The sequence below is a fragment of the Streptomyces sp. MAI_2237 genome, assembly GCF_054189285.1.
Genome location: NZ_JAJPGQ010000009.1, coordinates 1,124,019 through 1,149,816 on the forward strand (window position 1 = coordinate 1,124,019; position 25,798 = coordinate 1,149,816).

General features: G+C 73.1%; 27 protein-coding genes and 1 pseudogene. 8 read left to right on the forward strand and 20 right to left on the reverse strand.

What is annotated here, in order from left to right:
• Nucleotides 1-2: 2 nt before the first annotated feature.
• A complete protein-coding gene (locus tag LN251_RS40485) occupies nt 3-1,193 on the reverse strand; it encodes a cytochrome P450 (RefSeq protein ID WP_458249127.1) in 1,191 nt (396 codons plus the stop codon).
• Between the two features lie 145 nt (nt 1,194-1,338).
• Here LN251_RS40485 and LN251_RS40490 point away from each other — a divergent pair, with 145 nt between their 5' ends.
• Nucleotides 1,339-2,001 carry a DUF4230 domain-containing protein gene (locus tag LN251_RS40490; RefSeq protein ID WP_249838651.1) on the forward strand — a complete coding sequence of 221 codons (663 nt, stop codon included), beginning with the start codon at nt 1,339-1,341 and terminating at the stop codon, nt 1,999-2,001.
• Here the strand turns inward: LN251_RS40490 and LN251_RS40495 are convergent, their stop codons facing one another.
• The 6 genes from LN251_RS40495 to LN251_RS40520 are packed head-to-tail and all read right to left on the reverse strand — an operon-like array spanning nt 2,002 to nt 5,751.
• Nucleotides 2,002-3,774, reverse strand: a complete 1,773-nt coding sequence (locus LN251_RS40495; protein WP_458249128.1) for a complex I subunit 5 family protein — start codon at nt 3,772-3,774, stop codon at nt 2,002-2,004.
• Entirely contained in the window at nt 3,774-4,121 is a 348-nt protein-coding gene (locus tag LN251_RS40500; RefSeq protein WP_458249534.1) for a sodium:proton antiporter, read from the reverse strand. Before LN251_RS40500 ends, LN251_RS40495 begins: the two co-directional genes overlap by 1 nt.
• A gap of 8 nt (nt 4,122-4,129) precedes the next feature.
• Nucleotides 4,130-4,870 (reverse strand): MnhB domain-containing protein, encoded by a 741-nt coding sequence (locus LN251_RS40505; RefSeq protein ID WP_458249129.1) that lies wholly within the window; start codon nt 4,868-4,870, stop codon nt 4,130-4,132.
• Nucleotides 4,867-5,127, reverse strand: a complete 261-nt coding sequence (locus LN251_RS40510; RefSeq protein ID WP_458249130.1) for a Na(+)/H(+) antiporter subunit B — start codon at nt 5,125-5,127, stop codon at nt 4,867-4,869. The genes LN251_RS40505 and LN251_RS40510 overlap by 4 nt, the downstream gene beginning before the upstream one ends.
• Nucleotides 5,120-5,572, reverse strand: a complete 453-nt coding sequence (locus LN251_RS40515; protein WP_458249131.1) for an MrpF/PhaF family protein — start codon at nt 5,570-5,572, stop codon at nt 5,120-5,122. The genes LN251_RS40510 and LN251_RS40515 overlap by 8 nt, the downstream gene beginning before the upstream one ends.
• Complete coding sequence (locus tag LN251_RS40520; RefSeq protein ID WP_458249132.1) at nt 5,569-5,751, reverse strand: hypothetical protein; 183 nt, start codon at nt 5,749-5,751, stop codon at nt 5,569-5,571. The genes LN251_RS40515 and LN251_RS40520 overlap by 4 nt, the downstream gene beginning before the upstream one ends.
• Before the next feature lie 247 nt (nt 5,752-5,998).
• Here LN251_RS40520 and LN251_RS40525 point away from each other — a divergent pair, with 247 nt between their 5' ends.
• Both LN251_RS40525 and LN251_RS40530 read left to right on the forward strand, forming a co-directional pair.
• Nucleotides 5,999-6,646 (forward strand): VanZ family protein, encoded by a 648-nt coding sequence (locus LN251_RS40525; RefSeq protein WP_458249133.1) that lies wholly within the window; start codon nt 5,999-6,001, stop codon nt 6,644-6,646.
• A gap of 139 nt (nt 6,647-6,785) precedes the next feature.
• Nucleotides 6,786-8,015: a lectin gene (locus LN251_RS40530; protein ID WP_458249134.1), complete on the forward strand. Its 1,230-nt coding sequence runs from the start codon at nt 6,786-6,788 to the stop codon at nt 8,013-8,015.
• Between the two features lie 21 nt (nt 8,016-8,036).
• On the opposite strand, the gene LN251_RS40535 is transcribed toward LN251_RS40530, so the two are convergent.
• From LN251_RS40535 to LN251_RS40545, 3 genes are read right to left on the reverse strand one after another with little or no spacing between them, the layout of a single operon-like run.
• Nucleotides 8,037-8,267: a hypothetical protein gene (locus tag LN251_RS40535; protein ID WP_458249135.1), complete on the reverse strand. Its 231-nt coding sequence runs from the start codon at nt 8,265-8,267 to the stop codon at nt 8,037-8,039.
• Nucleotides 8,155-8,589, reverse strand: a complete 435-nt coding sequence (locus LN251_RS40540) for a hypothetical protein (protein WP_458249535.1) — start codon at nt 8,587-8,589, stop codon at nt 8,155-8,157. The genes LN251_RS40535 and LN251_RS40540 overlap by 113 nt, the downstream gene beginning before the upstream one ends.
• Before the next feature lie 30 nt (nt 8,590-8,619).
• On the reverse strand, nt 8,620-9,423 hold the full coding sequence (locus LN251_RS40545) for an SDR family oxidoreductase (protein ID WP_458249136.1): 804 nt from the start codon (nt 9,421-9,423) through the stop codon (nt 8,620-8,622).
• A 111-nt stretch (nt 9,424-9,534) separates the two neighbouring features.
• Here LN251_RS40545 and LN251_RS40550 point away from each other — a divergent pair, with 111 nt between their 5' ends.
• The 4 genes from LN251_RS40550 to LN251_RS40565 all read left to right on the forward strand — a co-directional run bounded on the left by LN251_RS40550 (nt 9,535) and on the right by LN251_RS40565 (nt 13,770).
• Entirely contained in the window at nt 9,535-10,575 is a 1,041-nt protein-coding gene (locus LN251_RS40550) for a PHP domain-containing protein (RefSeq protein ID WP_458249137.1), read from the forward strand.
• Nucleotides 10,576-10,637: 62 nt separating this feature from the next.
• On the forward strand, nt 10,638-11,294 hold the full coding sequence (locus tag LN251_RS40555) for an HAD family hydrolase (protein ID WP_249838644.1): 657 nt from the start codon (nt 10,638-10,640) through the stop codon (nt 11,292-11,294).
• A 94-nt stretch (nt 11,295-11,388) separates the two neighbouring features.
• Nucleotides 11,389-12,570 carry an FUSC family protein gene (locus LN251_RS40560; protein WP_458249536.1) on the forward strand — a complete coding sequence of 394 codons (1,182 nt, stop codon included), beginning with the start codon at nt 11,389-11,391 and terminating at the stop codon, nt 12,568-12,570.
• A gap of 240 nt (nt 12,571-12,810) precedes the next feature.
• Nucleotides 12,811-13,770 (forward strand): SDR family NAD(P)-dependent oxidoreductase, encoded by a 960-nt coding sequence (locus LN251_RS40565; RefSeq protein WP_458249138.1) that lies wholly within the window; start codon nt 12,811-12,813, stop codon nt 13,768-13,770.
• Here LN251_RS40565 and LN251_RS40570 read toward each other — a convergent pair.
• Both LN251_RS40570 and LN251_RS40575 read right to left on the reverse strand, forming a co-directional pair.
• Entirely contained in the window at nt 13,767-14,423 is a 657-nt protein-coding gene (locus LN251_RS40570) for a M15 family metallopeptidase (RefSeq protein WP_458249139.1), read from the reverse strand. The two genes, LN251_RS40565 and LN251_RS40570, sit on opposite strands and share 4 nt — an antisense overlap.
• 34 nt (nt 14,424-14,457) lie before the next feature.
• The gene (locus LN251_RS40575) at nt 14,458-15,288 is read right to left on the reverse strand and encodes an alpha/beta fold hydrolase (protein ID WP_458249140.1); all 831 of its coding nucleotides are present in this window, start codon (nt 15,286-15,288) and stop codon (nt 14,458-14,460) included.
• A gap of 158 nt (nt 15,289-15,446) precedes the next feature.
• Here LN251_RS40575 and LN251_RS40580 point away from each other — a divergent pair, with 158 nt between their 5' ends.
• Nucleotides 15,447-16,475, forward strand: coding sequence for an SDR family oxidoreductase (locus LN251_RS40580; RefSeq protein WP_458249141.1), 1,029 nt, complete (start codon nt 15,447-15,449; stop codon nt 16,473-16,475).
• Nucleotides 16,476-16,547: 72 nt separating this feature from the next.
• Here LN251_RS40580 and nrfD read toward each other — a convergent pair whose 3' ends face one another.
• The 8 genes and pseudogenes from nrfD to LN251_RS40620 all read right to left on the reverse strand — a co-directional run bounded on the left by nrfD (nt 16,548) and on the right by LN251_RS40620 (nt 25,787).
• On the reverse strand, nt 16,548-17,510 hold the full coding sequence (nrfD, locus tag LN251_RS40585) for an NrfD/PsrC family molybdoenzyme membrane anchor subunit (protein WP_458249142.1): 963 nt from the start codon (nt 17,508-17,510) through the stop codon (nt 16,548-16,550).
• Complete coding sequence (locus LN251_RS40590) at nt 17,507-18,352, reverse strand: 4Fe-4S dicluster domain-containing protein (protein WP_458249143.1); 846 nt, start codon at nt 18,350-18,352, stop codon at nt 17,507-17,509. The genes nrfD and LN251_RS40590 overlap by 4 nt, the downstream gene beginning before the upstream one ends.
• Nucleotides 18,349-21,594 (reverse strand): formate dehydrogenase, encoded by a 3,246-nt coding sequence (gene fdh / locus LN251_RS40595; protein ID WP_458249144.1) that lies wholly within the window; start codon nt 21,592-21,594, stop codon nt 18,349-18,351. Before fdh ends, LN251_RS40590 begins: the two co-directional genes overlap by 4 nt.
• A gap of 12 nt (nt 21,595-21,606) precedes the next feature.
• Nucleotides 21,607-21,840, reverse strand: a complete 234-nt coding sequence (locus LN251_RS40600; RefSeq protein ID WP_458249145.1) for a hypothetical protein — start codon at nt 21,838-21,840, stop codon at nt 21,607-21,609.
• 153 nt (nt 21,841-21,993) lie between these two features.
• Nucleotides 21,994-23,283 carry an ROK family protein gene (locus tag LN251_RS40605; RefSeq protein WP_450711634.1) on the reverse strand — a complete coding sequence of 430 codons (1,290 nt, stop codon included), beginning with the start codon at nt 23,281-23,283 and terminating at the stop codon, nt 21,994-21,996.
• A 90-nt stretch (nt 23,284-23,373) separates the two neighbouring features.
• The gene (locus LN251_RS40610; protein WP_458249537.1) at nt 23,374-24,339 is read right to left on the reverse strand and encodes a phosphotransferase family protein; all 966 of its coding nucleotides are present in this window, start codon (nt 24,337-24,339) and stop codon (nt 23,374-23,376) included.
• A 41-nt stretch (nt 24,340-24,380) separates the two neighbouring features.
• Nucleotides 24,381-24,659, reverse strand: a pseudogene (locus LN251_RS40615) (hypothetical protein); the annotation flags it as partial.
• A 90-nt stretch (nt 24,660-24,749) separates the two neighbouring features.
• Nucleotides 24,750-25,787: a LacI family DNA-binding transcriptional regulator gene (locus LN251_RS40620; protein WP_458249146.1), complete on the reverse strand. Its 1,038-nt coding sequence runs from the start codon at nt 25,785-25,787 to the stop codon at nt 24,750-24,752.
• Between the last annotated feature and the right edge of the window lie 11 nt (nt 25,788-25,798).

Below are 25,798 nucleotides of genomic sequence, written 5' to 3' on the forward strand. Positions count from 1 at the left end.
GTTCACCACGACACGGGCAGTCTGCGCGGACTGCGCGTGAGCTGGCCCTCCCGCCACTCGATCGTGTCGGGCGTGAACCCGGCCCGCAGACCGGGGAGTCGGGAGGCCAGCCGGTGCAGGGCGAGGCCGAGTTCCAGCCGGGCGAGCCAGGCGCCGAGGCAGTGGTGGGGCCCGGCGCCGAAGATCAGGGTCGGTGAGGTCAGGGGGGTGAAGGGGTCCGGCGGGCCGGGCGGGAACACGTCGGGGTCGCGGACGGCGGAGTTGGTCTGCACGGCGACGACCGCGCCCGCCGGGATGGCCACGCCGCCGACGTCGACGTCCTCGACCGCGCGGCGGATCAGTCCCGGCAGCACCCGGCCCTCGCTGAGGGGGACGGCCCGCAGCAGCTGCTCCGCCGCGCCCGCCGCCGTGTCCTCGTCGGCGGCGAGCCCGGGCCAGACGCCGGGTGCGTCGGTCAGCAGGTAGACGACGATGTTGCCGAGCGCCGTCATGGTCGTCTCGTGCCCGGCCACCACCAGGCCGCACACCAGGCGCACCAGCTGCCGCTCCTCGATGCCGAGGTCGTCGCCCGCCGCCACCAGGCCGCTGACCAGATCGTCGCCGGGGGACCTGCGCCGCTCGGCGATCAGGTCGGCGCCGAACGCCGTGAACTCGCCCAGCGCGGCGGAGACCTCCTCCCGGGTGTGGGCGCCGCCGGAGAGGGCGTGGTCGGCCCAGTGGCGGATGCGTTCGCGGTCGAGGTGGTCGAGGCCCATCAGCCGGCAGATCACCGACACGGGCAGCGGGCGTGTGAAGCCCTCGACGATGTCGGCGGGCGGCCGCCGCGCGGTGAAGTCGTCGAGGAGCGCGTCGACGGCCGAGGCCACCCAGGGCCGCCAGCGGTCGATCGCCCGGGGCGTGAACGCCCGCTGCACGGTGCCGCGCAGCATGCGGTGCGCCTCGCCGTCCATGTTGAGCAGGCCGTTCGGGTCGTCCAGCAGGTTCGGTACGACGAGCAGCGGCGGCGCGTCCTCGGCGTACAGCGACCTTCGGTCGAAGCGGGGGTCCATCAGCACCTGGCGTACGTCGGCGTACCGCGTGACCAGCCACACCGGGGTTCCGGTGGCGAGGGCGGCAAGCCGGGGCGGGCCGGTTTCGGGGAGGTCGACGCGGTGCATGGGACATGAGGAGCGGGAGGTGCTGTCTGTGGTCATCCGGGGCTCCCGGCGTGCCGATACGGACAGTTCTCTCACGCTAGTGCGCCCCGACTGCCCCGACCAAGGGCGCCAATCGGCCAACACGACGGTCTGGCGAGGCATTTGGCGGGCATGCGTGACACAGGAAAGGAGGGCCGTCGCCATGACGACTCCCATCAGGCGCGTGTCCCGGCGCATGCCGGGCTGGGCGAAGGCGGTGAGCGCCGTCGTGCTGGTGCTCGTGGTGTTCTTCGCCGGTATCCGGCTGGCCGTGCTGCCGGGCCTCAAGGACCTGTTCGGCACCGAGACGCACGACCGCACGGGCCCCACCCTGCTCCAGTCCATCCAGGACATGAGCCGTTACGACGCCGCCTCCGGCAACTTCCAGGTCGTGGTCGACCTGGAGAAGGACACCAAGTACCTGCCCGACGCCATCCGCGGCACCCGCGTCCTCTACGTGGGCGCGGGCACCGTCGACGCCTACGTCGACCTGGGCAAGGTCGGCAAGGACGACGTGACGGTCAACGGCGACCGCACCTCGGCCACCCTTCGGCTGCCGCACGCGGCCCTGGGCAAGCCCGCCCTCGACCCGGACCGCTCCTACGCCGTCTCCAAGCAGCGCGGTCTGCTGGACCGGCTGGGCGACCTCTTCTCGGACAACCCCAACAGCGAGCAGGCCGTGCAGAAGGTCGCGGTCAAGCACATCGGCGACGCCGCCAAGGACAGCGGACTGACCAAGCGCGCCGAGAGCAACACCACCGACATGCTCGAAGGGCTGCTGCACTCCCTCGGCTTCAAGGAGGTGCGCGTCTCCTACCAGAGCTGATCAGCCGCCCAGCACCCCGGGCAGGGCCAGCGCGCCCAGCAGGGCGGTGCCGACCAGCATCCAGGCCACGTAGTCCCCGACGTGCCCGGACTGCAGGCGCCGCAGCCCGGAGGCGCGGTAGGCACCGGCGAGCAGCTTCGGCCGGGCCACGGCGAGGGCCGCGAGCCCCCCGGCCAGCACGGTCGAGGCGAGTGCGAGGACCACACCGGCCGGCGTCCAGTGCGGAGCCGAGACCACGGCTCCGCCGGCGCCGGCCTCGTTGACGCCGTGCGCGACCACCCCGGCGAGACCGGGGGCCACGCCGACGGCGAGGGCGGCGGCGAGCAGCACTGCGGGCACCGCCGTCATCGTGTCGGGGACCCGGCGGATCCGCCTCCCGGTCTCGGGCTGCTCGCCGGAGCCGGACGTCTCGTACTCGGTGTCCTCCTCGGGCCGGGGCCCGAGACCGAGGAAGACTCGCGCGGCGACGCGCAGCACCACCGCCCCGGTCACCGCGCTGACCAGCACGAACACCACTGTGAGCGGGCCGCCGACGGCCTCCTCCGTGACGGCCTTGCCCAGGCCTGTGCCGAAGGGCGGCAGCCCGGCGAGGGCGAGGCCGCCCAGGCCGTAGAGCACGGCGACACTGCGCAGCCGGCGGGCGCGTCCGTGCAGGGCGTACTCGTCGACGCTGCCGAACCGGTCGAGGAGGATGCCGGTGCAGGCGAACAGCGCGGCCTTCACCCCGGCGTGGCCGAGGATGTACAGGGCGACCCCGTCGTCGCCCTCCGGTGTCAGCACGCCGAGGCCGATCAGGAACAGTCCGGTGTGGGCGACCGTGGAGAAGGCCAGCTGCCGCTTGATGTGCCGCTGGAACCAGCACATCACGGCACCGATCAGCGCCGTCAGGGTCCCGAGCACCAGCAGGACCCGCTCGGCGTCGGCCGCCGGGACGCCGCCCGGACCGGAGAAGACGGTGCCGTACACGCGCCACACGCCGTATGTGCCGAGCTCGACCATGACGCCGGACAGCAGCATGCACACGGGCGTCGGCGCCACGGCGTGCGCGTCGGGCAGCCAGAAGTGGAAGGGCGCGGCGGCGGCCTTGACCAGCAGGCCGGTCAGGACGAGCACGAAACCGGCGAGGGTGAGGGCGTCGGGACCGCCGTGGACGGCGGCGCTGTCCAGGCCGCGCCCGATCTGGGTGAGCGCCAGTTCCCCGGTGCGGGCGTACAGCAGGCCGATGCCCATCAGCATGGCGTACGCGCCGAGCGAGTTGACGACGCCGAAGGTCAGGGCGCCCTGCACGGCCTTGGCCTCCTCGACACGGGTGCCGGTCAGGGCGTAGGCGACGACACTCATCAGCTCGAACCAGACGAACAGGTTGAACAAGTCGCCGGCGATCGCGAAGCCGCACATGCCGCCCTGGAAGAGCAGCATCAGGGCGGGGAAGGAGCCCGCGTGGCGGCGGGGCGGTTCGTCGAAGTAGTGCCAGGAGTACGCCATCGCCGCCAGGGTCAGCAGCGACGCCAGCGCGGCCATGCCGAGGCCCGGCCCGTCCCCGACGAGGACGATGCCGACGCTCTCGCCGTTCACCGGCTGCCAGCCGCCCACCCACTCGGTCAGGGGCGGCGAGGAGTCGAGCAGCAGGACCAGCGCGAGTCCGGCGGTCGCGGTGCTGACGGCGCAGGCCACCGACTCGGCGACGGCCCGGGGCAGCCGGCGCCCCACGGCGACCAGCAGGGCGGCGCCCACCAGGGGGACGGCGACGAGGAGGGGCAGCAGGTCGTTCATCAGCCGCGCAGCTCGGAGAGTTCGTCGGGGTCGACGGTGCCGTGGCGTTTGGCGATCTGCACCACGAGCGCGAGCAGCAGGGCGGTGACGGTGGCGCCGACGACGACGTCGGTGAGGGTGAGCGCCTGGACGACGGGGTCGACGACCGGCCGGGAGCCGGGCTTGATGTCGGAGAAGACGGGCGCGGTGCCCTTGTCGCGGTAGCCGACGGCCAGCAGCAGGACGTAGGTGGCGGCCTGGCAGACGGACAGGCAGCCGACGGCGTGGATGAGGTTGCGGCTGGTGGCCAGGCCGTAGCAGCCGACGAGGAAGACCCACGCGGCCACCAGGTAGGGCAGTACGTCCAGTACGGCGTTCACGTCCCGCCCTCCCCCTCGATCTCGACGGCCTGGTCCAGGAAGCGGGCGAGCAGGATGACGACGGCGCAGGCGACCTCCATGCCGATGGCCGCGTTCAGCAGCGGGACGGTGCCGGCGGAGGAGAGCGTGTTGAAGGTGCCGTACGGCAGCAGCGTGTTGGCCAGGAAGGCGGTGCCCCCGACGAGTCCGGCGAGGCCGGTGACGAGGTAGGCGGAGGAGGCCAGCGCGTCGCCGACCTCGTAGGCGCCGATCGGGCGGACCCGTTCCAGGGCCCGGTAGTCGGCGCCCAGGTAGAGCAGGTGCAGGGCCGTCGCGGCGACGACGCCGCCCTGGAAACCGCCGCCGGGGCTGAGCTGGCCGTGCGCGATCACGTACAGGCCGCTGAGCAGGGCGACGGGCAGCACGACGAGGGCGTAGCGGCGCACCGGCCGGGCCACCTCGGCGGGTTCGGGGCGGGCGCGGTGTTCGTCGCGGGTCTGGCGCAGCAGCACGACACAGCCGAGGACGGCGGAGAAGAGGATCATCATCTCGCCGAGCGTGTCGAAGGCGCGCTGGTCGAAGTTGACGGAGGAGATGGTGTTGGCGGTGCGCCGGGCGAGGGAGGCGCGTACGGCCCGGTCGCCGTAGGGGTGCCGGTCCCCGCCGAAGTCCGGCAGTCTCAGACAGGCGGCGACGAGCAGGGCGGCGAGGCCCGCGCCGCCGGCCAGCAGCACCCAGAGCCGCCCGCGCCGGGTCATCGGCCGTCCTCCTTGTCCCGGCCGCGCCGCCTGACCTTGCGGACGGTGAGCATCAGCAGCAGCGGGGTCAGGGCGGAGCCGACGGCCAGCTGCGACAGGGCCACGTCGGGTGCCTGGAGCACGGTGAACAGCACGGCGAGCACGACGCCGAGGACGGCCAGGACGAGCGCCTGGCGCACGGGATCACGGGTCGTCACCGCCGTGGTCGCGGCCGCCGCGACCAACAGCAGCGCGACGACGATCAGCGCGTCATCCACGGCGCACCCCCCGGAAACCGCCCGACAGGGCACGGGAGGCGACGATGTTCCCGCCGATCAGCAGCGCCCCGATCACCAGCAGTTTGACCATGGCCCGGCCCGGCCCGGTGGCCACGCACAGCGCGATCACCGCGGCGGCGCCCAGGCCGGCGACCGCCCAGGTGGCTCCCCAGGCGCGCGGGGGGTCCTCGGCGAGCTCGTCGGCGAGCAGCCGGGCGAAGACGAGGGTGCCGACGGGGCCGAGCAGGGCGAGGACGAGACCGAGGTCGACGTAGGAGGGGCGGCCGTAGGCCTGGGAGAGCAGGAGCAGGCCGGGGCAGGCGAGGGCGGTGGACAGGTTCTGCGCCACGACCCGGCGCCGCAGCGGCCCGGTGGTCACGCCCCACAGGGCAGCCCCCAGGCCGCCGCCGAGCACGACGGTCGCGGCCGGGGTCCAGCCGTTCACGAGCCGGTCACCGCCCGCCGGGCGGCGCACGCGGCGAGGGCGCCCACACCGGCGCAGCCCGCGCCGACGGCGAGTTCCAGGGTGTCCACCGTGCTGATCAGGACCAGCCACAGCAGGACGAGCGCGGCCCACCAGGCGAGCAGTTCGGCCAGGGCGAGGAGTGCCGTCCGCGGGGTCATGCGCCACCTCCTCGGGCTCTGCCCGCCCACCGCGCCGGCGAGATGTCCGGTCTGTCCCTGCGCGGCATCCAAGCATCACGACGGGCGCCGCGGGTGGCGACGCGCTCGGCTCCCCGCCCGGAGTGCCCCCACCGCGGCAACGGAAACCGGGCGGGTGCCCGGCCGGAAGCGTGGATGGGGCGGCATCGTCGGGTGCCGAGGGGGTAAACGCCTTGAAACGCAGGCAAGTTGAAGACTGGAGGACCTGATGGCCCGTGCAGCAGCGCGCCCGCTGTCGGCTTTGCGGCTGCGCACCGCCAAGGCCGAAAAGCCGGAGGAGAGTGCGCAGTCCACGAAGAAGGCGAAGAGCGTGCGGTCCCCGCAGAAGGCCAGGACGCGTCCCGCGCCCCGCCCGGAGCCGCGGGAACGGCACGTGCTCCCCTGGCCGATCCGGGTGCTGGCGATGCTGGTCGCGTTCGGCGCCATGGTGGCCTTCGCCGTCGTCCTGGCCAAGCTGACGCTGGAACCCTCCCCCGCCTCGGCCTCGCTGGTGCACACCAACCTGCATCCGGGCCGCTCGATCCGCGCCTACATGGAGCAGCCCGCGCTGCGGGACACCGTGAAGCAGATCGGCGGCAACATCCTGCTGGGCGTCCCGTTCGGCGTGCTCGTACCGGTCGTCGCGCCACGGGCACGCGGGCTGCTGCGCGTCCTGCTGCTGACCGCCGTGGTGATGCTGCTCGTGGAGTTCGCCCAGGGGGCCCTGGTCAACGGACGCGCCTTCGACATCGACGACGTCATCCTCAACACGACCGGCGCCCTGATCGGCTGGCTGCTGCTGGGACGGCGGATGGGCAAGGTGCACGCCAAGGAACGGGTGCCCGCCCGGCCGGCCGAGCGGACAAAGAGCGCGTAACCGGGAACCCCGAAGCCTGGTCCGAACCAAAGTATTGACGCTGGGCTTATCTCACTTCTTAAATCAAGAGGCGACGCCTTCACCCCCCACCCCGGCCGGGCGCACGTGTGCGCCCGGCCGCCGTACGGAAGGAAGTGCCGTGGCCTCCCCACGACTGCTGCGCAGATGTCTGTTCGCCGCCTTGTCCGCCGTCCTCGTCGCGACCGCGGCGACCGGCGCGGCGCAGGCGGAGACGCCCAGGGCCACCGCCGCCGCGGTGACGTTCTCGGACACCTTCGACGGGCCGGCCGGGGCCGCCGTCGACTCCTCGAAATGGCAGACCGAGACCGGCGACAACGTCAACAACCACGAGCGGCAGTACTACACCTCGGGCACCAGGAACGCGGCCCTGGACGGCCAGGGACATCTGGTCATCACCGCACGGCGCGAGAACCCCGCCAACTACCAGTGCTGGTACGGCACCTGCCAGTACACCTCGGCCCGGCTGAACACCTCGGGGAAGTTCACCGCCCAGTACGGGCACGTCGAGGCCCGCATGAAGATCCCGCGCGGGCAGGGCATGTGGCCGGCGTTCTGGATGCTGGGCACGCCGGTCAACTGGCCGGACTCGGGCGAGATCGACGTCATGGAGAACGTCGGCTTCGAGCCCTCCACCGTGCACGGCACGATCCACGGACCCGGCTACTCCGGCTCCGGCGGCATCGGCGCCGCCTACACCCTGCCGGGCGGCCAGGCCTTCGCCGACGCCTTCCACACCTTCGCCGTCGACTGGGCGCCCGACTCGATCACCTGGTCCGTGGACGGCACCGTCTACCAGCGCCGCACCCCCGCCGACCTGGGCGGGAAGACCTGGGTGTTCAACAAGCCGTTCTTCCTGATCCTCAACCTCGCGGTGGGCGGCTACTGGCCCGGCGACCCCGACGGCTCCACGGCCTTCCCGCAGCAATTGGTGGTGGACTCGGTGTCGGTCACCACGAGCGGCACCGCCACCGGCACGGCGATCAGGGGCCTGGCCGGCAAGTGCGTGGACGTCGCCGGCGCGAACCCCGCCAACGGCACCCCCGTGCAGCTCTACGACTGCAACGGCACCGCCGCCCAGCAGTGGACGGTGGGCTCCGACGGCACGCTGCGCGCGCTCGGCAAGTGCCTGGACGTCACCGGCAACGGCACGGCGGACGGCTCGACCGTCCAGCTGTGGGACTGCACCGGCGGCCCGAACCAGAAGTGGACGGTCACCGGGGCGAACGACATCGTCAATCCGCAGGCGAACAAGTGCCTCGACGTCACCGGCGACAACTCGGCCAACGGCACCCGCCTGCAGATCTGGTCCTGCACGGGCGGCGCCAACCAGAAGTGGACGGTCGGCTGACCCACCCGGCGGGGCCCAGTGCTATCTCCAGGTGAACTTGTCGCCGCCGACCCAGCGCACCACGTCGGGATCGTCCATGTCGTGGACCGTGATGCCGAACGCCGCCGCGGCCTCCAGGACGTCGATGACGCCCTTGGCCTCACCGACCACTTCGCCGTCGATCTCCACGATCCGGAACGGAGGTGTGCCCGGCTGCACTCCGAGCACCATGATCCGCGGATGAGAGATGTAGGGAGCTGCTTGTTCGGTCATGCAATTCAGCGTAGGACGCAACCGGCCGATCCGGCTCGGGCAGGTCACGCCTGGAGAAGTTCCAGCACAGCGGCCTCGACGGCGCCCTGTGTGGCGGGACGCCCGAAGTCCCCGTGCTCGCCCGGCGGCCGGCGTCGTCGGTGCCGACGGCCTGCAGATGCCCGTTGGGCCAGGGGCAGATCCACACGTCCCGCCAGGCGGGCGGGATGACCAGGGCACGGATGCGGGCGAGGTGGGCGGAGTCCGTCAGGGGCCGCCCGTCCCGGTCCCGGTAGCGGAAGCCGCGGCCGCAGCGGACCGGCTGAACCCGGACCGTTCGCAGGAGCTGGTGCGCAGTCTCATGGCCGCCGCCTCAGGGCCGCCGCCAGTCGTCGCTGCGCAGGTGGGAGCCGGCCTGCGGTCCCATGCGGAGCATGCCGCCGTCCACGCTCCAGGACGCCCCGGTGACGTAGGAGGCGCCGGGACCGGCGAGGAAGGCGATCACGGCGGCCACCTCCCGGGCGTCGCCCGGACGGCCGAGCGGGACGCCGGGACGGGACTCGGCGTGCACGTCGCCGTCCTCCTGGCCGGTCATCGGGGTGGCGATCTCGCCGGGCGCGACCGCGTTCACGGTGATGCCGTGCTCGGCGAGCTCCAGGGCCATGACCTGCGTGAGCAGCCCGAGGCCGCCCTTGGCCGCGCAGTACGGCGCCGCGCCCACCCGGGGCTGGTGCTCGTGCACGGACGTCACGTTGACGATCCGGCCGCCGTCGCCCTGGCGGATCATGTGCCGGGCCGCCTTCTGCCCGCACAGGAACGGGCCGATCAGGTCGACGTCCAGGACCTCGCGCACGGTGTCGAGCCCCAGGTCGAGGAACGGCGTCATGGTGCCCGTACCGGCGTTGTTGACGAGGACGTCGAGGCGGCCGAGGCGCCCGGTGAGCTCGTCGACGGTGTCCGCAGCTCCCGGAAGGGCGGTGAGGTCCAGCCGGGCGACCTCGGCCCGCCGCCCGAGGGCACGGACCTCCTCGGCGGTCTCCTCCGCGCCCTTGTGGTCGGTGTGGAAGGTGATGCCCACGTCCAGGCCGTCCCGCGCGAGGCGTACGGCGGTGGCCCGGCCGATGCCGGAGTCGGAACCGGTGACCACGGCCACCCTGGCGGGAGCTGATGGGGACATCGCCGACCTCCTCGTGATGTTGCCGGGCGAGGCTTCGCAGTACCCGTGGGCGGGACCGGACAAACAGTGCGGCCCGGGCGCCACTGGGGAACCCTGGACGTGGAGGTGACCATGGATCCCGTCGAGGCACTGGAGCGGATCGCCTTTCTGCTGGAGCGGTCCCTGGCGCCGACGTACCGCGTACGCGCCTTCCGTACGGCGGCCCGGGTCCTGACGTCGCTGCCCGAGGACGAGGTGCGGGAGCGAGCCGACGCCGGGACGCTGGAGTCGCTCAAGGGCCTCGGCCCCAAGACGGCGCAGGTGGTGCGGGAAGCCCTGGCCGGGCAGGTCCCCGGCTACCTGGGGAAACTGGAGACCGAGGCCGCGGCGCCCCGTGGCGAGCGGCGCGGCGAGCGGCTGCGGGCGCTGCTGCGCGGCGACTGCCATCTGCACTCCGACTGGTCGGACGGCGGCAGCCCGATCGAGGAGATGGGGCGGGCCGCCGCGGCGCTCGGCCACGAGTGGGCGGTGCTGACCGACCACTCCCCCAGGCTCACCGTGGCCCGCGGTCTGTCCCCGGAGCGGTTGCGGCAGCAGCTGGACGTGGTGGCCGAACTCAACGCCGGCTGGGCTCCCTTCCGGCTGCTCACCGGCATCGAGTGCGACATCCTCGACGACGGCTCGCTCGACCAGGAGCCCGAGCTGCTCGAACGGCTCGACGTGGTCGTGGTGTCGGTGCACTCCAAGCTGCGCATGGACGCCCGCGCCATGACCCGCCGCATGGTGGCGGCCGTCCGCGATCCGCACTCCGACGTCCTCGGGCACTGCACCGGGCGGCTGGTGACCGGGCGCGGCCGGCCGGAGTCGGAGTTCGAGGCCGACGAGGTGTTCGCCGCCCTGGCCGAGACGGGCACCGCGCTGGAGATCAACAGCCGGCCCGAACGGCTGGACCCGCCGCGGCGGCTGCTGCGCCGGGCGGTGGAGGCGGGCGTGCTGTTCTCCGTCGACACCGACGCACACGCCCCCGGCCAGCTGGACTGGCAGATCCTCGGCTGCGCCCGGGCCGAGGAGTGCGGCGTGCCGGCCGAGCGCGTGGTGAACACGTGGTCGCGGGAGGAACTCCTCGCCTGGGCGGAGCGACGCGCCCTGCCCGCAGGAGTGCCGGGCACCTGACGTGGTACCCGGGCAGTCGACCGTACGGCCGCGCAAAGGGCGGCCGGAGAAAAGGAGCGCGCATGGAACGGGCGGCCGTGTTCGACGTCGACGGGACCCTCGCCGACACCAACCACCTGCACGTGGTGACCTGGTGGGAAGCCTTCCGGCAGGCGGGGCACGACATCCCCATGCACGCCGTCCACCGCTCCATCGGGCTGGGCTCCGAAGACCTGGTCGCCCGGCTGCTCGGAGACCGGCGGGACAAGGACCGGGACGCCGAACTGAGCGCCGCGCACAAGGCGTTGTACGCCCAGTACTTCGACCGGCTGCCGGCCTTCCGGGACGCCGGCCGCCTGCTGCGCCGCCTGGACCACGACGGCTGGCAGGTGGTGCTGGCCACCTCCGCGAGCGGCCCCGAGCTGTCCGCGCTGCGCCGCGCCATCTCCGCCGACGACGCGATCACCGCCACCGCCAGCGCCGACGACGTCGAGGAGGGCAAGCCGGCACCCGAGCCCGTCGAACACGCCCTGGAGCTGGCCGGGGTGCCGCCGGAGCGGGCGGTGTTCGTCGGCGACACGGTGTGGGACATGCGCGCGGGCAGCCGGGCCGGCGTGCGCTGCGTGGGCGTGCTGTGCGGCGGTATCCCCCGCCACGACCTGGAGGAGGCGGGCGCCGAGGCGGTCTACGACGACCCGGCGCATCTACTGGCCTCGCTGAAGGACGGTCCGTTCGCCTGAGTGCGCCATGTCACAAGGGTCCGCCCGCTGCGGTGCCGCGATCTCGGACACCCGTAGGCGCATGAGCAGGACGAAAGCGGTGTTCAGGCACTCGATGCACGCCTGGCGGCGGGGGGCCGGGAGGGCGGCTCGCTCGGTGCGGGCGGCCTGGCGTTCACCGGGCCGGGAACGGGACCTGGTGGTGCAGTCGCTGAAGGCGGCCGGGGCGGCGCTGCTCGCCTGGGTCGTGGCGAGCGACGGGATGAACGACCCGATGGCCCTGATGGCGCCCTGGGTGGCGCTGCTGCTGGTGCAGGCCACGGTGTACAGCTCGCTGCGGCAGGCGGCGCAGCAGTTCGCGGCGATCTGCGTCGGCGCCCTGTGCGCGTCGGGGGCGCAGGCCCTGACCGGGACGACGCTGGGCGCGCTCGCGCTGTGCCTGCCGGTGCTGATGCTGCTGTCGAACTGGTCGCGCTTCGGCGACCAGGGGGTCTACACGGCGACGACGGCGGTGTTCACGCTGGCCTCCGGCACCGTGAACGCCACGGCGGTCGGGCACCGGCTGGGGCAGGCGGCACTGGGCGCGCTGATCGGGGTGGCCGTCAACGCGCTCGTCCTGCCGCCGATCCATCTGCGGGACGTGCGGGAGAACCTCGCGGCCCTCGCCCGCGAGGCCGGGGACGTGCTGCGCACCGTCGCGGACAACCTGCGGCACGAGCGCTGGGACACGCGGACCACGGCCGGCTGGTCGCGGGCCACGGCCCGGCTGGAGCAGCGGCTGGAGGCGCTGCGCTCGGCGCGCCGCTGGAGCCGGGAGAGCCTGCGGCTGACGAGCCGGCCGCTGCGCGCCCTGCACCGGGTTCCCGCGGCGGTGCCCGAGGAGTCGGAGGACGAGCGCTTCAGCCGGGTCACCGGGCATGTGGGGAGTCTGGTGCGGACGCTCGTGGTCGCGACCGAGGACGGGCGCACGCCCGCCCTGCCCGAGGGGCGGGTGCTGCGGACGTACGCGCGGCTGCTGGAGCTGATCGCCGAGGCGTGCGCCGCGGAGGGGTCCCGGCTGCTGGACGGCCGCGGTGTCGAGGGCGCGGACCGCGAGGGCGAGGAGGCCCGGCGGGATCTGCACCGGTGGCTGCAGGAGGAGTTGCGGGAGCAGGCGGCCGGTGGGGCGGACCGCACGACCGTGCTCGGCTCGCTGGTGCTGCAGGCGGAGAACCTGTGGGTGGACTCCGTTCCCGCCACGGCGCAGGTGACTCAGATCACCGCCGAGGAGGCCGAACGGCGGAACACCCGGCGGTAGTTCTCCGTTGAACAAACCGTGGGTGTGGACGGGACAGTGTCCCCGGGCCTCACCTTTCGCCCACAGGGACGATCGTTCGGCTGAAGCCCTGTGGAGCCTTTCGCCGAGAGGCGACCGCCGTCCGCGCCCACGCCTGTACCGCCCCGACCGGCATCCCCCCGTCCGGTCGGGGCTTTTCTTCGCCCCGTGGCCGCCGGGCGCGCTTGACTTCGAGCGCACTCGAATTCGTAGCGTTCCCCCATGAGCACTGCACAGCACAAGATCGGATCCGGATTCGGCGCGACCAGCACCGCGGACGACGTCCTGGAGGGCCTGGACCTCACCGGGAAGCTGGCCCTCGTCACCGGCGGCTACTCGGGCCTCGGCCTGGAGACCACCCGCGCCCTCACCAAGGCGGGCGCCCGGGTGGTCGTCCCGGCCCGGCGCCGGGCCACGGCCGAGGAGGCGCTCGCCGGTCTCGACGGCGTCGAGGTGGACGAACTGGACCTCGCCGACCTGGAGAGCGTGCGCTCCTTCGCCGAGCGGTTCCTGGCCTCCGGCCGCGTCCTCGACATCGTCATCGACAACGCCGGGATCATGGCCTGCCCCGAGACCCGCGTGGGGCCCGGCTGGGAGGCGCAGTTCGCGACCAACCATCTCGGCCACTTCGCTCTCGTCAACCGCCTCTGGCCGGCGATCGCGCCGGGCGGCGCCCGGGTCGTCTCCGTCTCCTCCCGCGCCCACCACTTCTCCGGCATCCGCTGGGACGACGTCCACTGGCAGCGGGGCTACGACAAGTGGCAGGCCTACGGCCAGGCCAAGACCGCGAACGTCCTGTTCGCCGTCCACCTCGACCGGCTGGGCCGTGACGTCGGGGTCCGCGCCTTCTCCCTCCACCCGGGCGGCATCCTCACCCCGCTGCAGCGGCACATCCCCAAGGAGGAGATGGTCGAGCGCGGCTGGATCGACGAGGACGGCACCATCCTCAACCCCGAGGGCTTCAAGACCCCCCAGCAGGGCGCGGCCACCCAGGTCTGGGCGGCGACCTCACCCCGGCTCGACGGCCTCGGCGGCGTCTACCTGGAGGACTGCGACATCGCCGAACCCGCGCCGGCCGACGCGACCACCGGCGTCAAGCCCTGGGCGACCGACCCCGACCAGGCGGCCCGCCTGTGGGACCTGTCGGCGGAACTGACGGGCGTGAACGCCTTCGCGTCCTAGCCGAGGACCGACTCCCGGGGCCCGTACAGGGCGGTGGGCGCTCCCGTCGCCAGGGCCCAGTAGCGGTCCCCGTACGACCAGTGCCACCACTCGGTCGGGTAGTTGACCAGCCCGGCCGCGCCCAGCGCCTCGCCCAGCACCGCACGGCGCGCCCGGGCCTCGGCGTCGATGTTCCCGGCACCGGTGTAACAGGCGCCGTCGCTCTGCTCGGGACTGGCGTTCATCGGTGTCCCCAGGTCCAGTTCGCGCCCGTCGGCGTCGGCGAGGGTCAGGTCGACCGCCGCTCCGGCACTGTGCGGCGCGAGGTCGGGCGGGGACACATAGCGGCTCGCGGCGTCGTGTATCCGGCCGGCCGGCCAGCCCGGGTGGGCGGTTCGCAGTTCGTCGGCGTACCGCTCGAAGTAGTGACGCTGGAGGGGCGGCGGCCGGTACCCCTCCACGAAGAGCAGCCGCAGACCGTCGGGCAGCAGGGTCTGCGCGAGGCGGAGGCGCTCCAGGACCCCACGGCGCAGATGGACCTCGGCACCGCGGGAGTCCTCGTGTTTGCGGTCGTCGACCAGCAGCGCCCCACGGACGTCCACGAGTGGTTCGCCGTTGTCCTCGACGGGGACGGCGGCGACCCGGGCGTCGGACATCAGGATGATCTCGGTCATGGCCCGATCATCCCCCGGCCGTTCCGCCGCCGGCTCAGTTCGTCATGAACTCGCGCAGGTCGGCGGTGAGTTGGTCGGCGTGGGTGACGAACAGGCCGTGACCGGCGTTGTCGTAGGTCTTCAGGGTGGCGGCCGGGAGGAGGCGGGCCGCGCGGTGGGCGGTCGTCTCCAGGGGAGCCGAGGTGTCGTGGGTGCCGTGGACGACGAGGACCGGCAGGTCGATCTTGGGCAGTTCGGGGGCGACGTCCACGGACGCGACGAGTTCCTGGACCGCGGCAGTGGAGTGCGGCGAGGAGAGCTGGGCGCGCTGGATGAAGTACTGCATGAACGCCTCGGACACCTCGTTGCCCGGCCGGTCCACGGCGAAGAAGCCGGCGATGCCGTCCTGGAAGAAGGCCGGCCGGTCCCGGCGGCACACCTCGTTGGCGGCGCGCACGGCGTCGGGGTCCAGACCGTCCGGGTTGTCGGCGGTGCGCACCACGCCCGGCGCGATGCCGGCGACGAAGGCGACCCGGGCCACCCGCTCGGCGCCGTGCCGGGTGAGGCAGCGGGTGATCTCGACGGAGCCCATCGAGTGGCCGATCAGCGTGGCCTCGCGCAGGTCGAGGTGGTCGAGGAGGCCGTACAGGTCGTCGGCGAGGGTGTCGAGGTCGAAGCCGTTCCACACGTCGTCGGAGCGGCCGTGCCCGCGCCGGTCGAGGCTGACGCAGCGGTGGCCCGCCGCGGCCAGCGCCGGCATCTGGAACTCCCACATCTCGGAGCCGAGGTAGGCGCTGTTGACGAAGACGGCCACCGGTCCGTCGGCCGGTCCGTAGTCGACGTAGTGCAGCCGCGTACCGTCGGCGGGGCTGGTGAAGTACGGCATGGGACGACCTCCTGGTCCGGTGCGGTGGGTACGTCCTCCATGGTTCCGGCGGACGCCGCCTGGGTCGATTACCTCGGGGGTCATGCCGGGCGGCAGGTGAACCGGCGCCGCACGGGTACTCGGTCGGCTCGTCCAGCCAGCGAGCGAGGGAGCCGAAGGTGAGCAGCACAGCGGGCAGCAGGATCGTGGTCACGGGCGCCACCGGAAACGTCGGCACCAGCGTGGTGCGCGCGCTCTCGAAGGACTCGGACGTCGGCTCCGTACTGGGGCTGGCCCGGCGCATCCCCGACTGGTCGCCGCCCCGGACGGACTGGTCCGCGGTCGACCTGTCGTCCGAACAGGTCGACCTGGCCAAGGAGTTCGCGGACGCCGACGCGGTGATCCATCTGGCGTGGGCGTTCCAGCCGACGCACGATCCGGCGACCACCTGGCGCACGAACGTCCTCGGCAGCATCCGGGTGTTCGAGGCGGTGGCGGCGGCCGGGGTGCCGACGCTGGTGCACGCCTCGTCGGTGGGCGCCTACTCTCCGGGGCCGAAGGATCGCGCGGTGGGCGAGTCGTGGCCGACGCACGGCTGGCCGGACGCCGCGTACTGCCGCGAGAAGGCGTATCTGGAGCGGGCGCTGGACGCGTTCGAGCACGAGCATCCCGAGGTGCGGGTGGTCCGGATGCGGCCGGCGTTCCTGTTCAAGCGGGAGTCGGCCAGTGAGCAGCGCCGGATCTTCGGCGGCCGCTTCCTGCCGGGCCCGCTGGCTCGCCCCGAGCTGCTGCCGTTCCTGCCCGACGTGCCCGGCCTGCGGGTGCAGGCGCTGCACACGGACGACGCGGCCGCCGCGTACGTCGCGGCGCTCGGCACGGAGGCCCGCGGGGCCTTCAACCTGGCCGCCGAGCCCTGGGTGGACGCCGAGCTGCTGGCGGAGATGCTGGACACCCGCCCGGTCCGGCTGCCCCGCGCCGCGGCCCGCTCGGCCATCGCCGCGGCCTGGAACCTGCACCTGCTGCCCGCCTCGCCGCACCTGTTCGACGCGGTGCTGCGCCTGCCCCTGATGGACTGCACACGCGCGCGGGTCGAACTGGGCTGGGCGCCGCGGCACTCGGCCACCGAGGTCCTCCGGGAATTCCTGCACGGCCTCCAGCAGGGCGAGGGAGCCCCCACGGAGCCGATGCGAGGGCGCAAGGTGGGCTGAGCGGCGAGCCGGGAGGACCCGCGGGGCGCCGCGCGGCTGACGCGGCGCCCCGACGGCATGAATGCGACCCCGCTACGCGGACGCCTCGGGCGTCGCCCCGTCGAGCCGCTCCCGCTGTGGCACCACCGTGTACTTCGGGTCCTCGGCGGAGGCGACCCCCGCCGCGAAGACACCGAAGCGGGTGCAGGCGGAGGCGGTGAGGAGGGTGAGGCCGGAGGTGACCGCGACCGGGCGCCGGTCGCCGAAGAGGGCGCCCGCGACCGCGCCGCCGATCGTGAGGGCACGGGCGGTGCGCAGCAGCGTGCCGGCCCGGCCTTCCTTCCAGGTCTCGGCGACCATGCCCAACCGCCGCTCCGCGGCCTTCTCCATCGCCGTGTCGGCGACGGCCGCCAGCCCGGCGGCGCAGCGTGCGGGCAGGTTCTCGCCGGTCGGGCCGGCCACCAGCGCCATTCCGGCGGCGGCGGCCGTCGCCGACGCCGCGAACAGGTAGGGCAGTTCGCGGTGGGCGCCGTGCCAGGCCGGTACGGCGGTGTCCGCGGCCAGCACGCCGGTGTACGTGGCGACGGCGGGGCCGAGCAGCGCGGCGGCGCCGGTTGCCACGCCCCCCAGACGCGGCAACCGGCCGGTCACGGCGCTCGCGGCGGCCACTCCCGCCGCGGGCCCGTACGCGCCGAGGAGCCAGGAACCCATGCTCATCGGCGAGGTCGGCTTGAACACGCGCAGCATGTTCGCGAAACGGCTCGGTTTGCCGAGGTCGTGGACGAGGGCGGCGGCCGAGAGGGAGATGGCGGTGAGCGAGGACACCTTCAGTGCCGTCGCGGTGCTCGTCCGTCCCGTCAGGTGCGCCCCCGCCGCCAGCACCGAGCCCGCGCCCGCGAGCCCGCCGAGGAAGAAGTACCCGGCGATGTCGGTGGCTTCCCAGGACGGCTTCTTGATGACCGGACGGCCGTAGTAGGACCGGAACTCGGCCCGGGGGACGACCGGTTGCTCGCCGCGCCGGCGCCGGCCGCGGCGCGCGTTCTGGACGACGCTCATCGCCGGCCCCTTCCCGCCGTGGCGACGAAGCACGCCGCGACGCCGCCCAGCAGGGACAGGGCGGCGGCGCCCGCGTGCTTCCACATGGCCGGCAGGTCCCGGGTGGTGACCACGGGGTCCGGCGGCAGCCCGTACACCTCGGGCTCGTCCAGGAGCAGGAAGAACGCGCCGTCGCCGCCCACGCCGTCGTCCGGGTCGTGGCCGTACAGCCGGGCCTCGGCAACGCCCGCCTCGTGCAGCTGGTCGACCCTGAGGGCGGCCCGCTCGCGCAGTTCGTCCAGCGGCCCGAACTGGATGGACTCGGTGGGGCAGGCCTTGGCGCAGGCCGGTTCCTGTCCCGCGCCAAGGCGGTCGTAGCACATCGTGCACTTGAACGCGCGTCCGTCGTGCGGTCGTTGCTCGATGACGCCATAGGGGCAGGCGGGAACGCAGTACCCGCAGCCGTTGCAGATGTCCTCCTGGACGACGACCGTGCCGAACTCGGTGCGGAACAGGGAGCCGGTGGGGCAGACGTCGAGGCAGGCGGCGTGCGTGCAGTGCTTGCACACGTCGGAGGACATCAGCCAGCGCAGCTCGCCGTCACCGCCGACGGGCGTCTCCTGCGCGGTCGACCCGCCTTCCACCACGGGCAGTTGGGTGCGGCCGTCCGGCCGGGGCTGCTCGATGAAGGCGACGTGCCGCCAGGTGGAGGCGCCGAGGGCCTGTGTGTTGTCGTAGGACATGGCGGTGAGGGACAGACCGTCCTCGGGGACGGCGTTCCACTCCTTGCAGGCCACCTCGCAGGCCTTGCAGCCGATGCACACGGAGGTGTCGGTGAAGAACCCGACGCGTTCCTCGCTCACTTGCGTGTCTCCGTTCCGGTGTCCGCGGTGATACCGGCCCGCCTGCGGTAGTCGGCGACCAGCCTCGGCAGGTCCGGTCCGCGCGGCCGGCGGCCCGGGCGGATGTCGGCGGTCAGCGCCTTGTCCTCCTGGATGTGCGCGTTGGGGTCGAGGGCGATGGCGGTCAGCTCGTTGGCGGCGTCGCCGGTCACCACACCGTTGGGGCCCCAGTGGAAGGGCAGGCCGATCTGGTGGACGACCCGGCCCTGCACGCGCAGGGGCCGGATGCGCTCGGTCACCAGGACCCGGGCCTCGACGGCGTTGCGGGCGGTGACGACGGTCGCCCAGCCGCCGTTCTCCAGGCCCCGTTCGCGGGCCAGTTCGGGCGAGACCTCGCAGAAGAACTCCGGCTGCAGTTCGGACAGATACTCCGACCAGCGGCTCATCCCGCCCGCCGTGAAGTGCTCGGTGAGGCGGTGGGTGGTGACGATGTACGGGAAGACCTCGGCGCCCTTCTCGTCACCGCTCGGGTGGTAGCGGTTGCCCTCGCGCGGCAGCAGCTGACGGACGGGGCTGCGCGGGGTGGAGGGGTACAGGGCGTTGGGGAACGGGGAGTCCTGGGGCTCGTAGTGGGTGGGCATGGGCCCGTCCTCGAGGCCGGCCGGCGTGAACAGCCAGCCCTTGCCGTCGGCCTGCATGATGAACGGGTCGTCGCCGCGCAGCGCGTCGGTTCCGACGGCGTCCTCGTCGGGGACGTGGTCCGGGGCGCGGTCGGGCACGAAGTCCGGGACGTCCCGGCCGGTCCACTTCCCCTCCTCCGGGTCCCACCAGACGTACTTCTTGCGGTCGCTCCAGGGAGTGCCGTCGGGCGCCGCCGAGGCGCGGTTGTAGAGGATGCGGCGGTTGGCGGGCCAGGCCCAGGCCCATTCGGCGGCCACCCAGTCCTGTTCCCACTGGGGCTTCTTGCGGGCGGCCTGGTTGACGCCGTCGGCGTAGACGCCGCAGTAGATCCAGCAGCCGCAGCGGGTGGAGCCGTCGTCCTTGAGCTCGGTGTACGCGCTCAGCGGGGAGTCGTCCGGGCCGTGGCCGCTGATCTCGGCGAGGATGGCGTCGGCGACGGGCTCGTCCAGTTCGCCGGTGACCGGGTAGTCCCAGGTCAGGTCCTGGACCGGGCGGTCCATGGGATCGGTGGAGGCGGCCAGCCGCTCCTTGATCCGGCGGCCCAGGTGGTACATGAACCACAGGTCGCTGCGCGCGTCGCCCTCGGGTTCCACGGCGCCGTAGTGCCACTGCACCCAGCGGTTGGTGTTGGTGAAGGAGCCCGACTTCTCGGTGTGTGCGGCGGCCGGGAAGAAGAACACCTCGGTGCCGATGTCCTCGGTGCGCAGCTCGCCGGTCTCGATCTCGGGGCCGTCCTTCCACCAGGTGGCCGACTCGATGAGGGAGAAGTCCCGCACCACCAGCCACTCCAGGTTGGCCATGCCCAGGCGCTGCAGGCGCGTGTTGGCCGAGCCCACGGCCGGGTTCTCGCCGAGCAGGAAGTAGCCCTTGCAGTCGCCGTCGAGCTGGGCCATGACGGTGTCGTAGGTGGAGTGCGAGCCGGTCAGGCGCGGCAGGTGGTCGAAGCAGAAGTCGTTGTCGGGGGTGGCGGCGTCGCCGTAGTAGGCCTTGAGCAGGCTGACGATGTAGGCCCGCATGTTCGACCAGAAGCCCTTGACCGTGCGGGTCGTCTCGACGTGGTTGTCGAGGTTCATGTCCTCGTGCGCGTGCGGCATCGGGATGTAGCCGGGCAGCAGGTTGTACAGCGTGGGGATGTCGCTGGAGCCCTGGATGGAGGCGTGGCCGCGCAGGGCCTGGATGCCGCCACCGGGCCGGCCGATGTTGCCCAGCAGCAGCTGCAGCACGCTCGCGGCGCGGATGAACTGGGACCCGGTGGTGTGCTGGGTCCAGCCGACGGCGTAGCAGAAGGCGCTGGTGCGGTCGGGGCCGGAGTTGGCGGTCAGGGCGTCGCACACGCGCCGGAAGGTCTCCCGGGGGATGCCGCAGACGTCCTCGACCATCTCCGGCGTGTACCGGGCGTAGTGGCGCTTGAGGACCTGGTAGACGCAGCGCGGGTGCTGGAGCGTGTCGTCGGTGGGGGCGCGGTGTCCGGTGCGGGCGCCGCCGGAGCCGTGCGCCTCGGCACCGGCCGTCTTGTGGGTGCGCTCCTCGTACAGCTCGTCGGCCTCGCCCGCGGGCTGCTGGATCTCCACGCCCTCGTACTGCCAGGTGGTGGGGTCGTAGTGAAGCTTGTCCTCGTCGAGTCCGGAGAAGACGCCGTCGAGGTCCTCGGTGTCCCGGAAGTCCTCGCCGACCAGGGTGGCGGCGTTGGTGTAGCGCAGGACGTACTCGCGGAAGTCCTTCTCCTCGGTCAGGACGTGGTTGATGATCCCGCCGAGGAAGGCGATGTCGGTGCCGGCGCGGATCGGCACGTACAGGTCGGAGAGCGCGCTGGTGCGGTTGAAGCGGGGGTCGACGTCGATGATGAGGGCGCCGCGCTTCTTGGCCTCCATCACCCACTGGAAGCCGACGGGGTGGCACTCGGCGAAGTTGGAGCCCTCGATGACGATGCAGTCGGCGTGCTGCAGGTCCTGCATGAAGGTGGTGGCGCCGCCGCGGCCGAAGGAGGTGCCGAGGCCGGCGACGGTGGCGCTGTGGCAGACCCGGGCCTGGTTCTCCACCTGGACCACGCCGAGGCCGGTCAGCAGCTTCTTGATCAGGTAGTTCTCCTCGTTGTCGAGGGTCGCGCCGCCCAGACTGGCGATGCCCATGGTGCGGGCGGTGCGCATCCCCTCGTACTCCCACTCCCAGGTCTCCCGCCGGGTGCGGATCACCCGCTCGGCCACCATGTCCATGGCGGTCTCCAGGTCCAGCGACTCCCAGGCCGAGCTGTAGGGGCGCCGATAGAGGACCTGGTGCTCCCGGGCCGGCCCGGTGGTCAGCTGGAGGCTCGCCGAGCCCTTCGGGCACAGCCGGCCGCGGCTGACCGGGGAGGCGGGGTCACCCTCGATCTGGACGACCTTCTCGTCCTTGACGTAGACCTGCTGCCCGCAGCCGACCGCGCAGTACGGGCAGACGGACTGCACGACGCGGTCCGCGCTGTCGGTGCGCGGACGCAGTTTCTCGGTGTACGGCGACTTCGCGGCGCTCCCGCGGGCCGTACGGTCGGTTCCGCCGAGTTGACGGTAGACGGGCCAGGAGCGGACCCGGTCGCCGATACCCATGGTGGCTCCCTGTCAGGCGGAGGACTCGTCCGGTTCGGGGTGTTCGGGATGCACGGTCGCGGACCGCGGCTCACCCTGACGGCCGGTGCCGGCCTCGTCGGTGTCGGGCACACCGGAGCCGGACTCATCCGCGTCCGCGGCGGGTATGGGCACGTCCAGTGGGTCCTCGCCCTCGATGACCTGCTGATCCGGCAGGTCCCTCGGCACGGGCTCGCCGTCCTGTCCCGTACGGTGTCGATCCGCCACGGCGCACTCCTTTCGCGTCGTCGAGCGACACGCGAGTACCTCCGGCGGTGACCGGCGAAACATGGGGCCGTGAGGCGCCCCGCAAGGGGCGCGGGGAACGGCGCGACCAGCCACAACACGGCCGCAGCGGCTGAAGGACCCCCAGCCCTCCCCTTACCGCGGGGCCCGCTCCTCCAGCGCCGTCTGCCACGCCGGCACGGGCCCTTCGGCCGCCGGTTCCAGCCGGCGCCCGCCCCGGCCGAAGAAGTCGGCCAGCGGCAGGATCGCCGCCCCGACGGTCACCGCGTCCGGCCCCAGCCGCCCCAGCTCGATGGCGACCTTCTCGGCCGGGTAGCGCAGGGCGTACGAGGTCGCGTACCGCCGCACGGCGGGCAGGAACCGCGCGCCGAGCTGAAGCCCGCCCCAGCCGCCGATCAGAATGCGCTCGGGCTGGAAGAGGTTGATCAGATCGGACAGACCGGCGCCCAGGTACTCGGCGGTCTCCTCCAGCACACCGAGCGCCACGGGGTCGGCCGTCCCGCCCCCGGAGGGATAGGCGGCGGCCAGCATCGCGGACAGCGCCGTCTCCTCGTCGGCACCCTCCGGCGGCCGTCCCCCCTCCTCGCGCCAGCGCTCCAGCAGGGACTCCGCTCCCGCGTACGCCTCCAGGCAGCCGAGCGCACCGCACCGGCAGCGGCGCCCCCTGACCCGTACGGTCAGATGCCCCCACTCGACGGCGCGCCCGTGTTCCACCTCGGGCGTGACCAGGCACGCGCCGACGCCGGAACCGAACAGCACGACGATGGCGTTGCGCGCCCCGCGTCCGGCGCCGAACCACATCTCGGCCTGACCGAGGGTCTTGGCGCCGTTGTCGATGAAGTAGCGCACGGAGTCCGGCAGCCGGGAAGTGGTCCGCAGCAGGGACTCCAGCGGGACCGCGTCCCAGCCGATGGTCTGGCCGTGCACGACGGCGCCGCGGTCCGGGGTGCGCTCGACGATGCCGGGGACGCCGATGCCGACGCCGAGAAGCTGTTCGGGCGGGATGCCTGCCTCGTCCAGCACCTCGGCGATCCCGTCGCGGATGTGTCCGACGATGACCTCGACCTCGTACCGCTGCTGCTCCAGCGGCCTTTCGGCGCGGGCGAGTTCGGTGAGGGTGAGGTCGAACAGCTCGACGCGGACGCGGGTCTCGCCGACGTCGACGCCGATCATGTGACCGGCGCCGGGGGCCACCCGCAGCAGGGTGCGGGGGCGGCCGCCGTCGGAGTCGACGCTGCCGGCCTCCTCGACCAGGCCGTCGGCGACGAGGTCGGCGACGACGTTGCTGACCGAGCCGGAGCTCAGCCCGGTCGCCGGACCGAGCTCGAAGCGGCTGAGGGGTCCGTCGAAGTAGAGCCGTTGCAGCACCGCCGTGCGGTTCGCCCGCCTGAGGTCGCGCACGGTGCGCCCGTTCCGCCCCGCCATATGGCTCCTTCCGAACCCTGCCGACCTGCAACATACCTCTGCGGGCGGGTTCGGCGCGACATTCCTCCAACCCTTAGTTCACGATGTGAGCTAAGAGGCGTGTTCCCGGATGGTGTCCAGGGCCGCGACGAGCTCCGGCGCGACCGCCTTCTCCCGCCACCGGACGTGGTCCTCCCCCATCGCCCGCGGCACGGTTTCGACCATCATGATCAGGTAGAGATAGGCGCGGTAGAGGGCGAGGCGGAGCAGCGCCGGGGTGTCGAACTCGGCCCGTCCGCCGGCCTCCCGGTAGCCCGCCAGGAACGCCTCGTCCTTCCTGATGTCCCCGAGCAGGGCCAGGGAGACGAACTCGGCCAGCGGATCGCCCCAGAACATGCGCTCGCCGTCGATGAGACCCCCGACCCGCGCGGAGCCGGCCGAGCGGTCCACGAGGATGTTGCCGTCCCACAGGTCGAAGTGGACGAGGGCCGGGACGGTGACCTCGTCGAGCGCGTCGTACGCCGCGCCGAGCGTGCGGGCCACCTCGTCTACGGGCCTCGGCAGCCGGGCGCCGAAGCGGCGGGCGTCGTCGAGGACGGCGTCGAGCATCCCGGTGAAGGCGGTCCGCCAGCCCGCGGCCAGGGGGCCGAGCGCGCCGGAGGGATAGCCGAACGCAGGTCCGGTGATCCGGTGCAGGGCGGCCACGTGCCGCCCCAACTCCCGCCGCAGCAGGGTCTGTTCGATCTCGGTGAGCGAGGCGTCCCAGGGGTCGCCGGGCGATGCGGTCATCAGCAGGACGCCGCCGTCCTCGTCCAGCGCGAGCAGGCGGGGCGCCGGCACCCCGGCCGCCTGGGCACCGCGGTAGAACTTCGCCTCGGAGACGAGGAGCCGCTTCTCGTGGCTCAGCCCCGGGGCGTCCGGCGCGGCCTTGAGCACATGGCGGCCGCCGTCGGTGAGGGTGAGTTCCTCGACGGTGTTGTAGGTCCCGCCGGTGAGGGGGCGCAGGCCGGCCAGCCGCCCGGGAGGGATGCCCGCGTCCTGGAGGATGCGCCGGGCCCGTTCCCAGGAGTCCACCACCGTACGGGAGTCCACCACCGTACGCCCACCTCTCCCCTCGGTCAGCCGGCCGCGTACACGCCCTCGACGTAACGGCCGTCCGCGATCAGCGCGTCGAGCCACTCCACGGCCGCCGCGTCGTCCGCGCCCGGCACGTGGCGCCGGTACAGCGTACGGAACGCCTCCCGCACGCCGGGCGCCATTTTCGAACCGTCGCCACAGACGTACACCCGGGCCCCCGCGGCGAGCAGCTCCCAGACCTCACCGGCCTCGGCGCCGACGCGGTGCTGCACGAAGGTGCCCGCGGTGCTGAAGGCGGGGCGCAGCGACACGGCTCCGGCGGGCCCGTTCGGGGGGCAGGGGGTGGCCGCGGCGAGGGCTGCCAGCCGAATCATGGAGTCAAGACCTCACCAAAGGCCCTGTGCGGGACGTCAGTCGGTGTCCTCGCCAGGTGCCGGGGCGGTGCTGCCGCGGGGGATGAGGCGGGTCGGCAGCAGGACGTGCCGGGCGGGGTCGGCGTCGGGGTCGGAGATCAGGCCCAGGACCAGTTCGCCCGCCTCCCGGCCCATGTCGGCGGGCGACTGCGCCACCGTCGTCAGCTCGAACAGCTCGGCGACCGGATGGTCGTCGAAGCCGAGGACGGACATCCGCTCGGGCACCTCGATCCTGGACCTGCGCAGGGTCCAGATCAGGGAGACGGCGAGTTCGTCCTGCTCGGCGAAGACCGCGGTGGGCGGCTCGCGCAGGCCGAGCAGCACCCCCAGGGCCTCGGCGACGGTGCGCCGGTCCGCGGCCGGCGCGGCCACCACCAGGGAGTCGTCGAGGGGGACGCCCGCCTCGGTGAGCGCGCGCCGGTGGCCGAGGAGCCGTTCGTGGGAGCTGAAGGAGAAGCCGGTGGGGCCCGCGCTCTGCACGAAGGCGATGCGACGGTGCCCGAGGTGGAGCAGGTGCCGGGTGCCGGCCTCGGCCGCGGCGCCGTCGTCGACGTACACGCTCGGCCGCCCGTCGGCGTGCTGGCTGACGTAGACGACGGGCATGCCGAGGTCGTCCAGGCGCGCGCTCTCCTGCTCGGTGAGGTCGAAGCAGAACACCAGCAGGGCGTCGGCGTTGCGCCGGGCCGGCAACCGCTCGAAGAACGCGGCGCGTTCGGCGAGGTCCGGGGTGACGTAGACGGTCAGTTCCAGGTCCGCGGCCCGCAGCAGGGGGCCGAGGGCGGACAGGGCCGAGCCCATGAACCACGAGTCCAGGGTGGGCACGAGCGCCGCGACGACCCCGGTCCGGCCCGTCACGAGGCTGGAGGCGTGCCGGGAGACGGCGAAGTTCAGCGCGCGGGCGGCCTTCTCGACCCGGGCGCGCACGTCGGGCGAGACGTTCGACAGCCCACGCAGAGTGCGCGAGACGGTGGAGACGGAGACCCCGGCGCGTTCGGCGACGTCGGCCATCGTGGGGTGCCGTCGGGCGGGCGGCATGGGCGGACGCT